Consider the following 18172-nt stretch of genomic DNA (forward strand, 5'->3'; position numbering starts at 1 on the left):
ATATAGTAATATCACTTATGTAGAAAGAATAGTAAATCTATCAGCATACTCTGGTCCAGTAAATATTGGATGGCATGTGCCACAAGGTGGACCAGATGGATGGAGATTGTATATAGACAATGTTATTGTAGAAGATTTACCAACATGTCCAGAACCAACAGATCTAACATCGAATACAGTTTTGCATAATTCTGCAACTATTCAATGGACAAATGGAGGTTCAGAAACAGCTTGGCAAGTACTTGCTTTGCCATGTGGTTCTCCAGCTCCAAATGCCACATCAACAGGTTTTGTTGATATTAATCCAACAACCAACAGTTACACTTTTCCAAATAATTTAACTCCTACAACATGTTATGATGTGTACATTAGAGCAGTTTGTGCAGGAAATGATTTAAGCCCTTGGACTGGACCAACAACATTTACCACACAAGTTGCGCCACCAGAATGTGGAGGAACTTATACTGATCCAGGTGGAGCTAATGGACAATATGCAAATAACGTAAACTCTACTGTAACTATTTGTCCACCAGCTGGTGAATTAGTAACGGTTACATTTACTTCATTTAATACAGAAGCTACTTGGGATGGAATTTATGTTTATGATGGAAACTCAGTTGCAGCTCCACAAATTTCTAGTGCGAATGGAGTTGGCTTTGGACCAATGACACAACCTGGAGCATTTTGGGGAACCACAATTCCTGGACCATTTACATCATCTAGTGCTGATGGTTGTTTGACGTTTAACTTTAGAAGTGATGGTTTCGGAACTAGAGATGGTTGGGTTGCTAATGTAACTTGTGCACCAGCTCCAACTTGTAAAAAACCAACATCATTAGTAACTTCTGCAATTACTTCGTCAGGAGTAACATTGGCATGGACACAACTTCCTAATCCAAATGGGTCGGTTGCAACAGCATGGCAGATATTAGCTTTACCATGTGGTTCGCCAGAACCTGCTGCAAATGCAACTGGTTTTATTGATAATGTCACTGCAACTTCGTTTCCTATTACAGAATTAGATCCAAATACATGTTATGATATTTATGTTAGAGCGGTATGTTCAGACACAGATTCAAGTGCTTGGTCTGGAGTTGAAAATATAAGAACTTTATGTGTTCCATTCCCGATACCTTTTCAAGAAGGGTTTAATAGTGACTCAACTTCTGAGGCATGTTGGACAGTCTTGAACTTGAATAATGATGGTGATACTTGGAATTTGAATTACAATATCAATCCATATGAAGGAAATCAAGTAGCTGCTATTACTACTGATTTTAACAATGGAAATAATAATGATTGGTTAATTACACCTCAAATAGAAGGATTGAATGGTAACCAAAGATTACGATACAGATATAGAGTTCAATCAGCTGGTGAGCCAGATGCATTTAGAGTTATGTTATCTCCAAATGGAAGTACAGCTCCAGCAGATTTTACTCAAACCATTGTTCCATTAGCAACATACAGTAATATTACATATGTTGAAAATATTGTTGAATTAACTGGTGTTACTGGAACAGTAACAATTGGTTTCCATGTTCCACAAGGTGGACCAGATGGATGGAGACTTTATATTGATAAAGTTATTGTTGAAACTATCCCTACATGTATTGAACCGTCAGCATTGGAGGTTTTAAATACTACAGCGACTTCAGCTTATCTTGGATGGACTGATAATAATGCTCCAGAGGCTACTGAATGGGAAGTTTTAATTCTACCGGCTGGTTCTCCAGAACCACTTCCAAGTTTACCGGTTAATCCAGCTAATATTGTAAATATTAATCCAGCACCATTCACTGGTTTAGAATCAAGTACTGAATTTGTTTATTTTGTTAGAGCAATATGTTCAGATACCGATAGAAGTTCTTGGTCGTTAGGGTTTACTTTTAGTACTAAACCGGCTAATGATGAATGTGTTGATGCTATTTTTGTACCAGTAAATTCTGGTGCAGATTGTGATAACCTTGTTTCTGGTGTTGTAACTGGAGCAACTGCATCAGTTGGTGCACCTGCAATAGCTGCTCCTTGTGTTGGAACTCCAGATGACGACGTTTGGTTCCAATTTATTGCAACAAATCCTTTCTTAAATTTCTCTTTACAAAATGTTGAAGGAGATAATAATGATTTAAATTTTGCACTTTACTCAGGTAGTTGTGGTGCTTTAACGCAAGTTACTTGTGGTGACCCAGATGAATTATCAGACGTATTTAATGGTTTAGTTGTTGGAGATTTATACTATGTTAGAGTTTATTCCACAGCCAATACGCCTCAGACTATTTCATTTGATATGTGTATTTCTACACCATCAACTTGTGCAACTGCTTCTACAGTATGTAATATTACTTATGCAAATACAACAGGAGTAGAAGATATAGCTATTAATGATATTGGGTGTTTGTTTACAGCTCCAAATCCAACTTTCTTTACTATTCAGGTATTGACTTCGGGACCAATCAATTATATATTGAAACAAGCTTCCACGTTAGAACTTTTGAATAGCCCTGACTTAGATGATTTAGACTTAGATGTTGATTATGCTGCTTGGGGTCCATTTACATCACAAGATGTTGCTTGTTCTAATATAGTTTTAGCTAATGGAGATTATCTAGATCCAGGAATTGGTGTACCAGTAACTTTAACTACAGGTTGTAGTTACTCTATTGAAGCGTTTGAAACTTTAAATATTGCAAATGCACAAGCGGGTCAATTTTATATTATTCTAATAACCAATTTTGAGAATCAACCAGGTTTTATCTCTTTGACACAAACGAATGCTGGAGCTCCAGGTGCTGGAACAACTTTTTGTTGTAATGATGCAAATTTTGAATATGATGCTGATGAGTACTGTAAAAACGCATCAACTGCTAATCCAGTAGTAACTATTGAACCTAACTCTGTAGCTGGAACTTTTACTTCATTCCCAGCAGGATTAGTTTTTGTTGATAATACAACTGGTGAAGTTGACTTACAAGCCAGTGCACCAGGTTATTATCAAATAACAAACACACTTCCTACTTCAACTCAGTGTCCTAATGTTCAACCACAATTCGATTTTATAAGAATTACGGAACCAGTTTCGGCTACTATTGAGTATAATGTTACTGAAGTTTGTGATAATCAAACAGCAACTATACCTGTTACTATTACAGGTGCTACTGGTGGAACATTTTCAGTATCACCGAATGGAGGTTTGTTTATTAATACAGAAAATGGAACAATTACGCCAAGTTTAAGTGCACCTGGAATTTATACTATATCGTATAATTTAACGTCAAATGCTCCTTGTCCTCCACCAGCTGGTGCAACATGGACTATGGAAATAAAAGCTACTCCAGAAGTAGTTTCACCAGGAAACCAAGTGGTATGTGGAAGTTATACTTTACCAGCTATCACTGTTGGTAATTATTACACTGAACCAAATGGTGGTGGAACATTATTAGATGTATCTGTGCCGATTACTCAAATAGGTACTCAAACTATTTATATCTATGCTAATAATAATGGTTGTACAGATGAAAAATCATTCTCATTAACTATAAATCCTGAGGTTGTTGTAGATGAGATTGATGATTTAGGAGTATGTGCTGATTACCCATTACCAGTTTTAACTAATGGAAATTATTTCTCAGGTCCAAATGGTACAGGTACAGCTTATACTGCAGGTGATATTATACCTGCATCAGCTACTCCAGTTACTTTATATGTGTATGCTTCAAATGCAACTTGTAGTGACCAAGATGTATTTACTATTACATTTGGTGGATTAGTTGTAACGGCTCCAGAAAGTTTAGCAGTTTGTAATACTTATACATTAGAAACACCAACTTTAGGAAACTACTTTACTCAAGCTGGTGGTTTAGGAACACAAATTACTACGCCAGCTACTATAACTAGTACTCAAACATTCTATTTGTATGCTAATGATAATGGATGTATAGGTGAAGATAGTTTTACAGTTACTATCAATACTGTTCCTAATGCTGGAGTTGTTGTAACACAACCAACTTGTGCAGTTCAAACGGGTACCATTGAAGTTACTTCTCCAACTGGAACTATTGGTACTCTACCAAGTGATTTGTTTATATCTGAAGTAACAGATGCAGAAGCTGGTTCATTGACTTACATCGAATTATACAATGCTACCGGTGCACCAAAATCATTAGATAATTATAAAATAATGGTATACACATATGGTTCAAATGGTAATAATTTAACTGAAAGTTGTGACTTACAATTATCGGGAACGATAGCTAATAACTCAACATATGTTATCAAAGTAAGTACAAGTACAGGAATTCCTGGAGTAACACCAGATGTGGTATTTGATACTACTTGTTCTGGAGTTAACAATAATGATTACATTAAATTAACTACTTTAGCAGAAGTTGACGTTGATTTATGGGGAAGAACTGATGGTGTTGTTTACACGCCTAATAATCAAAATGGATATACATACAGAAGAATTCCAACTGCTACTGTTCCAAAAACAACTTGGGATGCAGCGGATTGGACGGCTCTTGATCCAGAAGATTACACTAATGTTGGTCAATATACTTATACACCTGTTGGTGGTTCAAGTTACCAATATAGTTTAGATGGTGGTGCTTATACTTCAAATACTATTTTTGCAGGATTAGCTCCAGGAACTCATACAATAACTGTTCAAGATATGGTTACAGGATGTTTTTCTGAACTACTAGAAGTTGTTATTAATGAAGTACCATTATCTACATCTGATGCTAGATTTACATATGCAACACCAGTTTGTAAAAATGCAACAACTAATCCAACACCTTCTTCAGTAGATGGAACTACATTTACTTCTGGAGGTACTTATTCTGAGGATACAACATTCTCGACAGGATTGGTTATCAATGGAACAACAGGAGTGATTGATTTAGCACTTTCTACAGCAGGTGTTCATAGAGTGGTTTACACTGTAGCTGAGGATTTATCTATCTGTCAAGCTGCAGCAACTCATACCTTTGATATTACTATTAATGCTGTGATTACACCAGTTGTAGGTTTTGGATATACTACATTAACTGTTTGTGAAAATCAGGTTGATTCATTGAACCCAACATTGGATGCTGGATTTACAACTACTGGTCAGTTTGTTGTATCACCTTCTACAGGTTTAGTGATTTCTTCAACAGGAGTTATTTCGTTGAATGGTGCATCTGAGCCAGGAACTTATGATATTTATTATACAGTTGATGCAGTTGCTGCTAACTGTCAAGTATCTAATACCTCTGCTACTGTAACGGTTGTTATCAATCCTGCGGTTGTACCAGTGGTTCAGTTTAGCTATACTTCGCCAGTTTGTCCTGATGCTGGATTTGTATCGCCAACTCCTGGGTTTACAGCTGGTGGACAGTTTAGTTATGTAGCAAATCCTACTACTGCAGTGTTGGATATCAATACTACAACAGGTGAGATTAATGTTGATAATTCTGATGCTGGAAGTTATACTATTAAATATGAGATTTTGTCTAATCCTGCTACATGTTTAGTTGGTGATGATCATACTGCCCAATTTGTGATTAATGCTCCATTTAATGTGGTTGCTACGGGTGAATGTCAAGGTTCTAGTTTTATATTAACAGCTAGTCCAGTTGAAGGTTCATTTGATCCAGCGGCAGTAACTTATTCATGGGAAGATAGTCTTGGAAACGTAGTAGGAACTACACAAACGGTAACAGCTACCAAAGTTGATACGTTTACAGTTACAGTTACTTCTAATGGATGTTCTAGTGAAGTAGAGGTTATTGTTACTAACATTGCTTGTGAAATCCAAAAAGGTATTTCAGCTAATGGCGATGGATTTAATGACAACTTTGAGTTAACAGGATTAGATGTTAAAGAGTTGCAGATATTTAACCGATATGGTATGAAGGTATACAACAGAAAAGATTACACTAATCAATGGATTGGTCAGTCTAACAGTGGTGATGAATTACCAGATGGTACTTATTATTATGTTATAGAGCGTAATAATGGTGAGACTAACACCGGTTGGATATACATTACTAGAGAACAATAACCAGATAGAAGAATTAAAATAAAACAAGACAAGATGAAGAAACTATATTTCATTGCATTTTTATCACTAGTTTTCCTATCGGAGGTTAGTGCGCAACAAGATCCTCATTACACTCAGTATATGTACAACATGAGTGTAATGAATCCAGCTTATGCAGGTTCAAAAGAAACTATATCGGGTGGATTATTATATAGAAAACAGTGGATAGAAATAGAAGATGCTCCAACAACAGGAACTTTCTTTTTACACAGTCCAGTGGGTAGAAATGTTGGATTAGGGTTTTCTGCAATCAATGATAGAATTGGTCCAGTAGAAGAAACTAACTTATATGCAGACTTCTCTTATACTCTAGGTTTAGGAGGAGAACACAAACTAGCTTTCGGATTGAAAGCTGGTTTGACAATGCATAAAATAGATTTCAATTATATATTTCAAACATTACCACAACCTGTTGCACAAGATCCATTTAGTGCTGGAAACCCTAATAATTCCTTTTTGAATATTGGTTCAGGGGTATTCTATTATACTGATAAGTATTATGTAGCGTTTTCTGTGCCTAATATGTTAAAGTCAAAGTATTTGGATTTTGACGGAAGACAATATGGAACAGAGGTTATCCATTATTTCTTAACTGGAGGTTATGTATTTGATTTAAACCCTAACTTGAAGTTTAAACCATTTACTATGATTAAATCTTCAATGAATGCGCCGACTTCTGTAGATTTATCGGCTAACTTTTTAATTAATGATAAGTTAGAACTAGGTGGTACTTATAGATTACAAGACTCATTTGGAGCGATGGTAAACTTTGCAATTACACCAAATTTAAGAATAGGATATGCTTATGATCATATTGTATCTGATTTGAATGTTGTAACTCCATCATCACACGAGTTTATGTTGTTGTTTGACATTGCTACTTCGAAAAAAGTATCTCGTTCACCAAGATATTTCTAACCCATAAATTAATAACAAATGAAAAATTTATATATAGCATTAAGTTTTGCGGTTGGAACGTTAACAGTAACAGCTCAAAATAAAGATACTAAGAATGCAGACAATTTATACAAGAAGTTTGAATATGTTGATGCTGCAAAAGAGTATTTAAAACTAGTTGAAAATGGCAAATCTGATGGATATGTTTATAAACAATTAGCTGATTCTTATTATAATGTATTTAATACTGCTGAAGCTGCTAAATGGTATGCTAAAGCCGTTGAGACTAATCAAGATGCAGAGACTTACTACCGTTATGCACAGATGTTGAAGGCTAATGGTAAGTATGAAGAGGCTAACAAACAGATGCAAAAGTTTGCAAGCATGTCTCCAAGTGATTCAAGAACCAAGTCTTTTAAAGAAAATCCAAATTATGTTCCGAGAATTTTAAGTAAAGCAAAAGCTTATAACGTAAATTCTCTTGAGGTAAGCTCAGACAAGTCGGAATTTGGACCGGTATTGTATGATAATGCTTTTTATTTTACTAGTGCTAGAAATGGTGCTAGAAAAACCTATGGTTGGACTGATGAACCGTATTTGGATATTTATAAAGCAGACTACAATGAGGATGCAACGATAACTAATTCTTCTCCAGTAACTAATTTGAACTCTAAATGGCATGATGGACCTATCACTATTAGTGCTGATGGGAATACTGCTTATTTTTCGAGTGAAAGTTTTAAAGAAAAAGAGTCTGAGAAGGTAAAGGAATTGAAAGCGAAGTTTAGTCAAGTTTATTTATTTAAAGCTACTAAGACTGGAGATACATGGGGTAATATTACTGCATTGCCATTTAACTCCAAAGAGTTTTCTTGTGCTAATCCTAGTTTAAGTAGAGATGGTAAAACGTTGTATTTTTCTTCTAATATGCCAAATGGTTTAGGTGGAACGGATATATGGAAGGTTGCTGTTAAAGAAGATGGTAGCTTTGGTACACCAGAGAACCTTGGTTCAAAAGTGAATACTGAAGGGAATGAAAGTTTTCCTTTTATAGCTGATGATAATAAGACGCTTTATTTTGCTTCTGCTGGAAGACCAGGTTTAGGAGGATTGGATGTTTTTGAAATTGATTTGACTAAAGGTGAAGCTACTAATATGGGTACACCTGTTAACTCTGAAAAGGACGATTTCTCTTTCTCTTTTAATGGTAAAAAGAATGTAGGTTTCTTTGCTAGTAATAGAAATGGGAACGATGACATTTTTGGAGCTATTCCAGTATGTGGAGTGGATGTAATTACTATAGTAACGGATGCTAAAACGGGTGCTGTATTGAGCGGTGCTAAAGTGGCTATCTTGGACGATAAGAAAAATGTAATTGCTACTGAAACTACAAGCGCTAATGGTGAGATTAAATACCGAGTTGAGTGTGACAAGCCTTATGTTGTTCAAGTGTCGAAAGATGGATATGAAGGGAATACTTTTGCGGTTGTTAAAAGTAAAGGTCCATCGACTAAGGTTGATGCTGCCTTGCAACCAATTGACGTAATTGTTACTCCAGATGAGATTGTATTGAAACCAATCTTCTTTGAATATGACAAGAGTAATATTACGCAAGAAGGAGCGTTTGAGTTAGACAAACTAGTTCAAGTGATGAAGAATAATGATAAGCTAGTTATCTTGGCTAAATCGCACACGGATAATAGAGGTACTGATCGATATAATATTAACTTATCTGAAAGAAGAGCGAAATCTACTGTTCAGTATATTATTTCGAAAGGGATTAGTGCTAGCAGAATTTCTGGTAAAGGAATGGGAGAGTTGGAGCCTAAGGTTGACTGTGGTAAAGACTGTACTGAGGAGCAACATGCTCAAAACCGTCGTTCAGAGTTCTTGATTGTTAAATAGTATTTATCGAAGGATATTAAATCCCCTAGACCGCAAGGTTTAGGGGATTTGTTTTTTTATGGGGTTGATGGATATTTTTGTTTTTGTGATGGGATGCTCTATTTAGCCAACGGGAAACTTCATTTAGCCGATGGGATGCTTTATTTAGCTATGGGGATGTTCTATTTAGCTGATGGGATACTTTATTTAGCCACGGGGATACTTTATTTAGCTAATGGGATGCTTCATTTGGCTGAGGGGATGTTTTATTTAGCTATTGGGATGCTTCGTTAAGGTGTTGGACAGCTTTATTTAGCTGTTGTGTTGTTTTATTTAGCTGATGTTTTTTGGTTTCACAGAGTTTCACAAAGGATTTCACGAAGTCTCTCGAAGTTTTTTTGTTTTTTGTTTGCTGTTGGGTTTATTGGTTTTGGTTAAAGATTTGTTAATGTAGTATTTTTCGTTTTTTTGGCATTGGATTTGTAATTTAAACATTAGCAAGATGTTGCTAAAGCTTTTTTTTAATCGTTAAATGTTTTAGTTATGAATTCTTATGTAAAAATTGAGGAAATTGCTCCATTGGGTGATTTTGTTAAGACGAGTTATACTCGTGATTTTTCTGTTATTGAAAACCGATTTCCGAAGCTGGATACTGGTTTTAGGACTGGTTTTGAAAGTCAATTGGCTTTGATTAAAACGCTGGAGAGTAGTTTGGTTTTGACGGAGGAACAAAAAGGTGTTACGGCAAGCTTATATGAGGAAGCCGATGAATTGAATAGTGATTTGAATTTTTTGAAATCGTATATTGGTGATGCTGGTTTGAATGCTAAGGTTATTGAGCCTTTGAAGTTTGACTTACACAATGGTAATATTGAAGGTGCTTTGTTGAAAATAGAAGGTGTTAAGCAGTTTGTACTTGCGCATGAAGCGGCATTGGAAGAGCACGGCATGGCACCTGGTTTTGCCACAGTATTGGACAACTACAAGGTGAGTATGACGACTAAAAATACTACGCAGAACGCTATTATGAATAGTAGAAAGGAGCTGACGGATGCGAATATTACACAATATGATGCTTTGTTGAAAATGATTAGGACTATTTGTAGTAAAGGGAAGCTGGTTTTTAAGGATACGGTTTATGAGGATGAGTATGTTATGTCGAAGGTGGTGAAGCGTATGCGTGCTGTGAAAGATTAAAGTAGGGGAATAGTTTAAGTTACTATTTTTTAAGGGTTTTGCGAAAGCGAACCCTTTTTTTGTGGGGTTGTTGTAAGAAAATAGCACTTCAAAAATACGTATTTCTACGTAGATGTAGTTTAAAAAAAGGTTGGAACTTAGTGGCAAGTAAATATTTATTAACTTTAGTGGGTTAAAAAGTTTATTTTTTTTGTCTATTATCATTTTCTAACCAAGTTTAAACCTTATTTTATGATTTCAAAAAGTACATTTTATCAAATCTTATTTATTTTAACTTGTTTTCATTGTTCTTGGTCACAAACTCTATTTCAAGAAAACATGGGTAGTCCAACATCAACTACAAATATAACTGGTAATGTTTTTGAGAATACTACTTCGTTAAGTTACTCAAATGGAGAACAAAGTAATTCTGCTGATGTAAGAATAACAAATGCGTCAACTGGTTATAGTGGAGCGTCTAGTGGAGGAAATATCTTCTTTTCTTCAACAGTAGGAGCTTATGGTTTTTCAATTGAAGGAATTAACGCTTCAAGTTATACTTCTTTGTCGTTACAATTTGGTTATAGAAAAGAAAGTTCTACTTCACATGCTTTATTTTCTGTTGATTATTGGAATGGTAGTGCATGGGTAGTATTGGCTAATAGTGAAACCGATTTATTTAACGAATCTGCCAGTGCTTCAGCAAAATGGTATTTGTCAAAAGTTTTAACACTACCACTTGAAGCACGTATTAACGGTCTTAAAATACGATTTGTAAAAACAGGAAATAAAGCTATACGTATTGATGATGTTTTGTTAACTGCAAACGGAACACCAATTGATACTCCAAGTTCATCAAGTGATATTGTTTTTAACCCAAGTTCTTCTACTAGTAGTAATACAAATATAAATTATTTAAACTATCAAGCGGATGTTATAACAAGTACAACTAACAGTGTTGGTGTAATGGGGTTTTATTTGCGTGACGGTGGTGTTTCATTGAATGACAATGATAGCTTAGTTACTGAATTAACTGAAATTACTTTTAATGTCACAAATAGCACTAACATTCGATCAGCACGTTTGTTTGTTGGTAATTCGCCACGTGGTGTTACCGTTCCTGTAAACGGAGCTTCAACGATTACTTTTACGGGATTAACCAATATAATAGCTGCCGATAATGACCAATTGGCAATTAATTTAAGGGTTACTTTTAATGAAGTAGTGACTGATAATGAACAGGTACAATTTACAGTATCTTCGGCAACAGCTAGTTCAACAGGTTCGAAATTTTCAATAGCAAATGCTGGTGGAGCTAGTTCTTCAATTACTGGTGATATTAATAGAATTGAGGTTATAGCGAGTAAATTGGAGTTTAGTCAGCAGCCACCTGATAGTATTTTTGGAGGAACAAGTATAAAAATGAATCCATCTCCAGAAGTTTCAGCAGTTGATAGTTTAGAAAATCTTGATTTAGATTTTACTAGTTCAATAAATCTAACATCAGCAGAATTTTTGTTTCCACCCGTTAATGTTACAGCAATTGAAGGAGTTGCTATATTTAATATTAATAATTTAAACCCTTTTATTATAGGATCAGATTTCTTTCTAACAGCTAGTTCGTCTTATTTGCCTCAAATCAATTCTCAAAGTTTTAATATAGTAGAAACTTTAAATGTAGGTATGATAGATTTTACACAAACTAACTGCGCAACAGGTGATTATAATTTAATTACAAATGGTAATTTTGAGCAATTTAATTCACTGCCAAATGATTTAGGTCAAATAATAAAAGCCTGTGGATGGTATCCAATATTGGGAGCAACGCCTGATTATTATCATATTGCCGCTCCTACTTTTAGTGTATCTATACCTTGTAATTTTTTTGGTGTTCAAAGTTGTAATAATAATCAAGGTAACGCTTACGCTGGGATATATGGAAATCATGTTGGGGGTGAAATTTTGTTTACAAAATTATCATCTCCTCTTGTATCAGGAGTCAACTATCAATTGAGTTTCAATGTGTCATTAGCAGAGGGAGTTTCTTCTTCTAGTAAATCATTGCAGGCATATTTATCTACTACCCAGTTAACCCCTAACCCGTTATTACCAATTAATAACCCTCAAATGTTGTTTAGTAGTAATGTTACTTCAACAATTACAGATGGATGGGAGACTCTTGTTTTTGATTTCACTGCAAGTGGAGGTGAAGAATACATTTATTTAGGAACTATTCAAAATCAAATATCTCAAGCCAATTCACCAACTTATATGCCAAACTGTCCTTATTCTAACTACAACGGTCAACCGTCAAATCTTGGAAGCTCATATTATTATTTGGACAATGTTCGTTTAGTTGCTGTTGATAACATAGTGTTAGATTTGCCTGACACGATTTGTAATACGGCTAATATTATAAATTTATCTGATTATTTGTCAATTACTCCTTCCAATGGTGAATTTACAGGAATAGGTGTTGGTTTTAATTCAGGAATTTATTCATTTAACGCAGCATCAGTGGTGTCAGGAACTTATATTATTAATTACTCCTTTACAAATGATATAGGTGACCTAATTACAATATCAGATGATATTACGGTAGTTTCCAGTGGTATAGTTACTGATTTTGATTATTTGTCTAATTTAACTTTATGTGAAAACGGTGTTGCTCCAGTACTAACAAATATCTCAGCTAATGGAATTACGGGTGTATGGAATCCTCCTGCAATAGATACATTTGTTAGTAATACTTATTCTTTCACTCCAGATTCAGGGCAATGTTCAAGTTTGATAAGTTTTCCTGTTTATATTTTACCAACTGATTCATTTGTTACCAATAATGATGCTTTTACAATATTTTCTGGAAGCAGTTTGATTACACCATCTGTTTTGATGAATGACACTTTTAATGGAAATACTATTAGTACTGTACCTGATATAGTTGAATATAGTATATCGCTTGAAAATCCTTTGCCTGTTTTTACTAGTGGGGGTATTACAATTAATTTAGATGGAACATTTACAATAGATCCTGATACTCCTGATGGAGTATATACTTTTTTCTACACTATTACTACAAGTTGTGGAGTTAGTAATTTATCAAGTGTTATAATAACTAAAGCTAACAATTATGTTACACATCCAGGGAAGTTACATTTTCAATTTTGTTTTAATCCATCAGGATATGATAGTACAAGCAGTTTTGCTGTATTTTCATCGCTTTTTGATTTAGGAACTGTAGCAGGAATAGATGCAAACTCAACAAATGCTATAATCCAATTACAAAACAGCCCACTATCAAATATAACTCCGACCATCAACCCAGATGGCACTTTTTCAATTAATCCAACACTAAATTTTCAGGGTAATCTGATCGATCATTTTTCGTTTGTTTACAAAATAGTTTCGACAACTAGTGGATATGAATCTGAAGATATAATATGTGAAATTACAGTTAGTAATACTTTACTAACAGTTCCTGATACCATGACATTTTTGAATAACGGTAGTAGTACAATAACAAGTATTAATATTTTAAGCAATGATATTAAATGGGATTGTTTTGATCCTATACCTGTACTTATTAATGATGTGGCAATTACTCAAATATCACCAAGCAATGGTTATTATTCGATAAATACTTCTACAGGAGAAATTCTCATAAATACAGATGCTCCGATAGGTGTTTATGAATTAGAGTATTTGATTTGTGATAACGATTTTCCAAACAATTGCAGTACTGGTTATGTTGTGATTTACCAGTGTGACCCTACCATGGCACCTATTCCCGGCAATCCATGTTATTTTGGCAGTAGAATGGGTAATCAAACAGGTAAGTATGATATAAATATGCTTGTAATAGCTCCAAATCCAAGTAATGGAGAGTTTGAATTGATTTTTGAGAATGAAATTCCTGAAGATTTAAACTATGAAGTATATGATATCGTAGGGAAACAATTGTTTAAAAACTTGATAAAAAAGGGAGTTAAAAGTTCTTTTGTAAATTTGCAAAATTATCCTCAAGGTATGTATCTACTTCATATTAAAACAGGTAATACTTTGATAAAGAAAAAACTAATAAAAACATGAAAAAGATAATTTTACCATTAGTTTTAATTAGTACTGTTGTTTGTTATTCACAAATAATAAATTTCCCTGACTCCAATTTTAAAGCAAGATTATTAGCGGCAAATACTTTAAATGGCTACGCCTGTATTGGAAGTTCAATGAATGATTGTATACCTGGTGTAATAGATACTAACAATAATGGCGAAATTGAAACTTCAGAAGCAGAAGCTGTTGTCATACTCTTTTTATCAAGTAGTAATATCAGTGATTTAACAGGAATTGAATATTTTACTAATTTGAAACGTTTAGAATGTATTTTTAACAATTTAACAACAATAAATTTATCATCATTAACATCATTAAATTGGCTTCAATGTAGAAACAACCAAATTACTTCATTAGATTTATCTAACCTGACACAATTAAAAAATTTAAGTTGTAGCAATAATTTACTTACATTATTAAATATTAGCCATCAACCAGAATTAGAAATACTGATAATTTCAAACAACTACATCAGTTCTTTAGATTTTTCAAATAATCCATTATTAGAACGTGTTTACTGTGGAGGAAATTTAATATCAAGTTTAGATTTTAGCAATAATCCTGCGTTTTTTGACTTGGGTTGCAGGAATAATCCAAACTTAACCACCATAAAAATAAAAAATGGGACGACACATGTATTTGGCACCGGAACATATTACAACGAATGTTGGAACAATCTTCCCAATTTGAACTATATCTGTGCTGATGACAATGAAATCCCTGCTCTACAAAGTTTTTTAACAGGTTGTGGAGTAACACAATCCATTATCATAGATTCAGATTGTCCTTTGGGAGTTAAAGAGTTTAATCACGAATCGTTTGTAGTACATCCCAATCCAGGTAATGGTATATTTCAATTAACTTTTAACGAAACTCTTTCTGAAAAAATTACTTATTCCGTTTATGATGTATTAGGCAAATTAATAGTAGAGAAAGAGAGTTCAAACAACTTAAGTACAACCGAAATAAATCTTGAAAATTATCCTGCTGGAATTTATTTGCTTCGCGTTAAAATTGGGGACTCAATTATAAACAAAAAACTGGTAAAAAAATAAGTTTGAAAAATATAAGTTTCCTGTTATTTTTTATAAACACTTTTATTTGTTATTCACAAATAATAGATTTTCCTGATCCCAATTTTAAAGCAAGGTTATTAGCCGCTAATGTTTCTAATGGCAATGCTTGTATTGGAAGCTCGATGGATAACTGTGTCTCTGGTGTAATAGACGCTAACGGCAATGGTGAAATAGAAATTTCAGAAGCTGAAAGTGTTGTAAAGTTATTTATAACTGGTAACAATATAAGCAATTTAACAGGGATTGAATATTTTATCAATCTAGAACGTTTAGATTGCGCATTTCATAGTAATCTAACATCAATAAATATTTCGCAACTAACGTCACTTAAAATACTTCAATGCAGAAATAATCAACTAGCCTCGCTGGACCTTTCAGGTTTAACACAATTAGAAGAAATATCATGTCAAAACAATCAACTTAACAGTTTAGACATTAGTGAGCAAACTCAATTAAAAATGCTGTTATGTGAAGGAAATCAAATTTCCTCGATTGATTTTTCTAACAATCCTGCATTACAGCGTGTTTATTGTGGAAACAACCTGTTGAGTGTTTTAGATTTTGGAGCTAATCCACAATTTTTTGATTTGGGTTGCAGAAATAATCCAAATTTAAATTCAATTATTATAAAAAATGGTATAACTAACTTATTTGGAGCAGGAACATTGTATAATCAATGCTGGAACAATCTTCCTAGTTTAAATTATATATGTGCAGATGATAATGAAGTTCAGTCTTTGCAAAGTTTTTTGTCAGGTTGTGAGGTTACTCAAAACGTGACCATAGACTCGAGTTGTCCTCTGGGAGTTAACGAATTTAACAACGAATCGTTTGTAGTATATCCTAACCCGAGTAGTGGTAAAGTATATTTTAGCAGTGGAGCTGGAAAGATAAGTAGAGCTTGGGTTGTAAATGGATTGGGTCAAGAGGTGGTGAAGCCTTTTGACTGTGTTGATGGTGAGCTAAGCGTTGATTTGAGTGGTTTATCGGCTGGGGTTTATTTTATAAAGATGGCAGGTGTTGATGGTGGTGTGGTTGTTAAAAGGGTTTTGAAGCGGTAGGTATTTGAGGATATAAAAAAACCCATTTCTATTGAAATGGGTTTTTGCTTTTTGTATAAAAGTGGTTTTATTATTGTTTAATAAAACGTTTTGTTACGGTTTGATTGTCTGAAGTGATTTCAATTAAATAGGCACCCGATTTTAATTCACTTACTTGTATGTTGTTTTCGGTTATTTTACCTTGGCTTACTTGTTGCCCCATGATGTTGAATATCTTATAGGTTGCTGCTTGGTTAAGGTTGGCAACGTTAAGGATATCTCCTTTTACAGGGTTAGGGTATAGATTGAAATCTAGTTTTGATGCAGCGATTTCTTCTTCGTCAACACGAGCTGATGTAACAATGTTTACTGTATAGTCTTCTACTTCGCCATAAGAGAATGTTTCACAAGATGTAGGGGAAGCATTGTATTTCATAGAAACTCTCATTCTAGTTTGTCCTACTAGTGCTGATGCTGGAACGGTAAAGCTGCCTGAGATAGGTGTAGCTGTTGTTCTGTTTCTGTTGAATACTTGTTCGCCACTATCTGCAAAATCACCGTCTTGGTTGTAGTCAATCCAAACTCTGTAAGCTTCGCTAAACGCTGAACCTGTCCAAGCTGGTGTAATGGTTATAGTATTGCTAGTTCCACGAACAAGATTAGTTGAAATGGCTGTGAAGTTTCCATACCCTGAGTTGTTACCTGATAGGTTATTGATAGTACCAAGTTGTACTCTATTGATGTACTCGTCGGCAGTGCTGTTTCCTTTTGAAGCACAGTAAGTAACGGTTGGCGTAGCTAAAGTGGTTACACTAACAGTATTACTATTTACAGAAATGTTACCCGCAGCATCTTTTGCTCTAACATTGAAAGTATAGGTAGTTGAAGCTGTTAAGCCTGTTACAGCATAGGTTGTGGTAGTAGTTGAACCTAGTAAAGTTCCGTTTCTGTAAACATCGTACCCTGTTACTGCCACGTTATCTGTTGCGCCAGACCAAGAAAGGTTAGTAGCAGTGGTTGTTGTACCGCTAGCTGTTAAAGTTGGTGCAGTTGGCGCTGTGGTATCTGCAACTGGTGCAGTTGTAGTTACACTAACGGTGTTGCTATCAACAGAGGTGTTTCCTGCAGCGTCTTTTGCTCTAACTGTAAAGGAATAAGTAGTTGAAGCTGTAAGACCAGTTACTGCAAAAGTTGTAGCAGCTGTTGAACCTAATAAAGCTCCGTTTCTGTAAACATCGTACCCTGTTACCGCTACGTTATCAGTAGCACCAGTCCAAGAAAGGTTAGTGCTGGTTTGGGTTGTTCCTGATGCGCTCAAAGTAGGTGCTGTAGGCGCTACAGTATCTGTTGAGCCAGAAGTAATAGTAAAGTTAGCGTTTGAAACATCAAAGAAGATGTGGTTTGTTCCTTTTACCATAATTCTATTTGTTGTTCCAGCGGTATTAGGAATCGTTACTGCTTGAGAGCCATCGTTAGGTGTTGCTGCTAAAAGGGTTGACCAAGTAGTTCCGCCATCCGTTGAAATAAGAATATCAACGTTAGCACAGTTAACACCATTAGCTGTTGTTCCTGCTACGTTCCAAGTGATGGTTTGAGAGCTGCCGCCTACATAAGACACGGCAGTATTTGGCGCTGTAACTGAGAATGGACCAGCGGTTCCATTAACTGTTACTACCATATCGTCAGATTTATTAGCTGCGCCACCTAATTTGTTGTCGCGAACGGTTAATCTAAAATTCATGGTTCTAGCTACCGATGGAAGAGCTTCTACTACAATCTCTGTTCCTTGAGTAGTGGTTGCACCTGCTAATACTCTAGACATGTTAGGGAAATATCTAACTGGAGAAGTTGAAGAGTTGTATGATCTAAAAGTTGGACCTGACGTTTTGGTAGCGCTAGCT

The 18172-nt window shown here is 34.8% G+C and carries 8 protein-coding genes; 7 read left to right on the forward strand and 1 reads right to left on the reverse strand.

The genetic code is table 11. The features are described 5' to 3' along the window. From IAI56_RS13205 to IAI56_RS13235, 7 genes are all read left to right on the forward strand, one after another. Window positions 1-6046: choice-of-anchor J domain-containing protein (locus IAI56_RS13205; RefSeq protein ID WP_187658320.1), on the forward strand; the 6046-nt coding region annotated here is incomplete at its 5' end. Between the two features lie 33 nt (window positions 6047-6079). Further along, window positions 6080-7003, forward strand: a complete 924-nt coding sequence (locus IAI56_RS13210; protein ID WP_187658321.1) for a PorP/SprF family type IX secretion system membrane protein — start codon at window positions 6080-6082, stop codon at window positions 7001-7003. Between the two features lie 18 nt (window positions 7004-7021). Then, window positions 7022-8887, forward strand: coding sequence for an OmpA family protein (locus IAI56_RS13215; RefSeq protein ID WP_187658322.1), 1866 nt, complete (start codon window positions 7022-7024; stop codon window positions 8885-8887). 522 nt (window positions 8888-9409) lie between these two features. After that, entirely contained in the window at window positions 9410-10063 is a 654-nt protein-coding gene (locus IAI56_RS13220; protein WP_187658323.1) for a hypothetical protein, read from the forward strand. Between the two features lie 231 nt (window positions 10064-10294). Then, on the forward strand, window positions 10295-14131 hold the full coding sequence (locus tag IAI56_RS13225; protein ID WP_187658324.1) for a T9SS type A sorting domain-containing protein: 3837 nt from the start codon (window positions 10295-10297) through the stop codon (window positions 14129-14131). Beyond that, window positions 14128-15210, forward strand: coding sequence for a T9SS type A sorting domain-containing protein (locus IAI56_RS13230; RefSeq protein ID WP_187658325.1), 1083 nt, complete (start codon window positions 14128-14130; stop codon window positions 15208-15210). The genes IAI56_RS13225 and IAI56_RS13230 overlap by 4 nt, the downstream gene beginning before the upstream one ends. Window positions 15211-15212: 2 nt before the next feature. Next, on the forward strand, window positions 15213-16292 hold the full coding sequence (locus IAI56_RS13235; protein ID WP_187658326.1) for a T9SS type A sorting domain-containing protein: 1080 nt from the start codon (window positions 15213-15215) through the stop codon (window positions 16290-16292). Window positions 16293-16362: 70 nt separating this feature from the next. Here IAI56_RS13235 and IAI56_RS13240 read toward each other — a convergent pair. After that, window positions 16363-18172: GEVED domain-containing protein (locus tag IAI56_RS13240; RefSeq protein ID WP_187658327.1), on the reverse strand; the 1810-nt coding region annotated here is incomplete at its 5' end.

The sequence above is a fragment of the Flavobacterium macrobrachii genome (assembly GCF_014486675.1).
GTDB classification, from domain to species: Bacteria; Bacteroidota; Bacteroidia; order Flavobacteriales; family Flavobacteriaceae; genus Flavobacterium; species Flavobacterium macrobrachii.

What these genes read in the sequence shown, in the direction of transcription:
- IAI56_RS13220 (WP_187658323.1), top strand. Translation starts at nt 9,410, where the DNA reads ATGAATTCTTATGTAAAAATTGAGGAAATTGCTCCATTGGGTGATTTT.
- IAI56_RS13215 (WP_187658322.1), top strand. Translation starts at nt 7,022, where the DNA reads ATGAAAAATTTATATATAGCATTAAGTTTTGCGGTTGGAACGTTAACA.
- IAI56_RS13230 (WP_187658325.1), top strand. Translation starts at nt 14,128, where the DNA reads ATGAAAAAGATAATTTTACCATTAGTTTTAATTAGTACTGTTGTTTGT.
- IAI56_RS13210 (WP_187658321.1), top strand. Translation starts at nt 6,080, where the DNA reads ATGAAGAAACTATATTTCATTGCATTTTTATCACTAGTTTTCCTATCG.
- IAI56_RS13225 (WP_187658324.1), top strand. Translation starts at nt 10,295, where the DNA reads ATGATTTCAAAAAGTACATTTTATCAAATCTTATTTATTTTAACTTGT.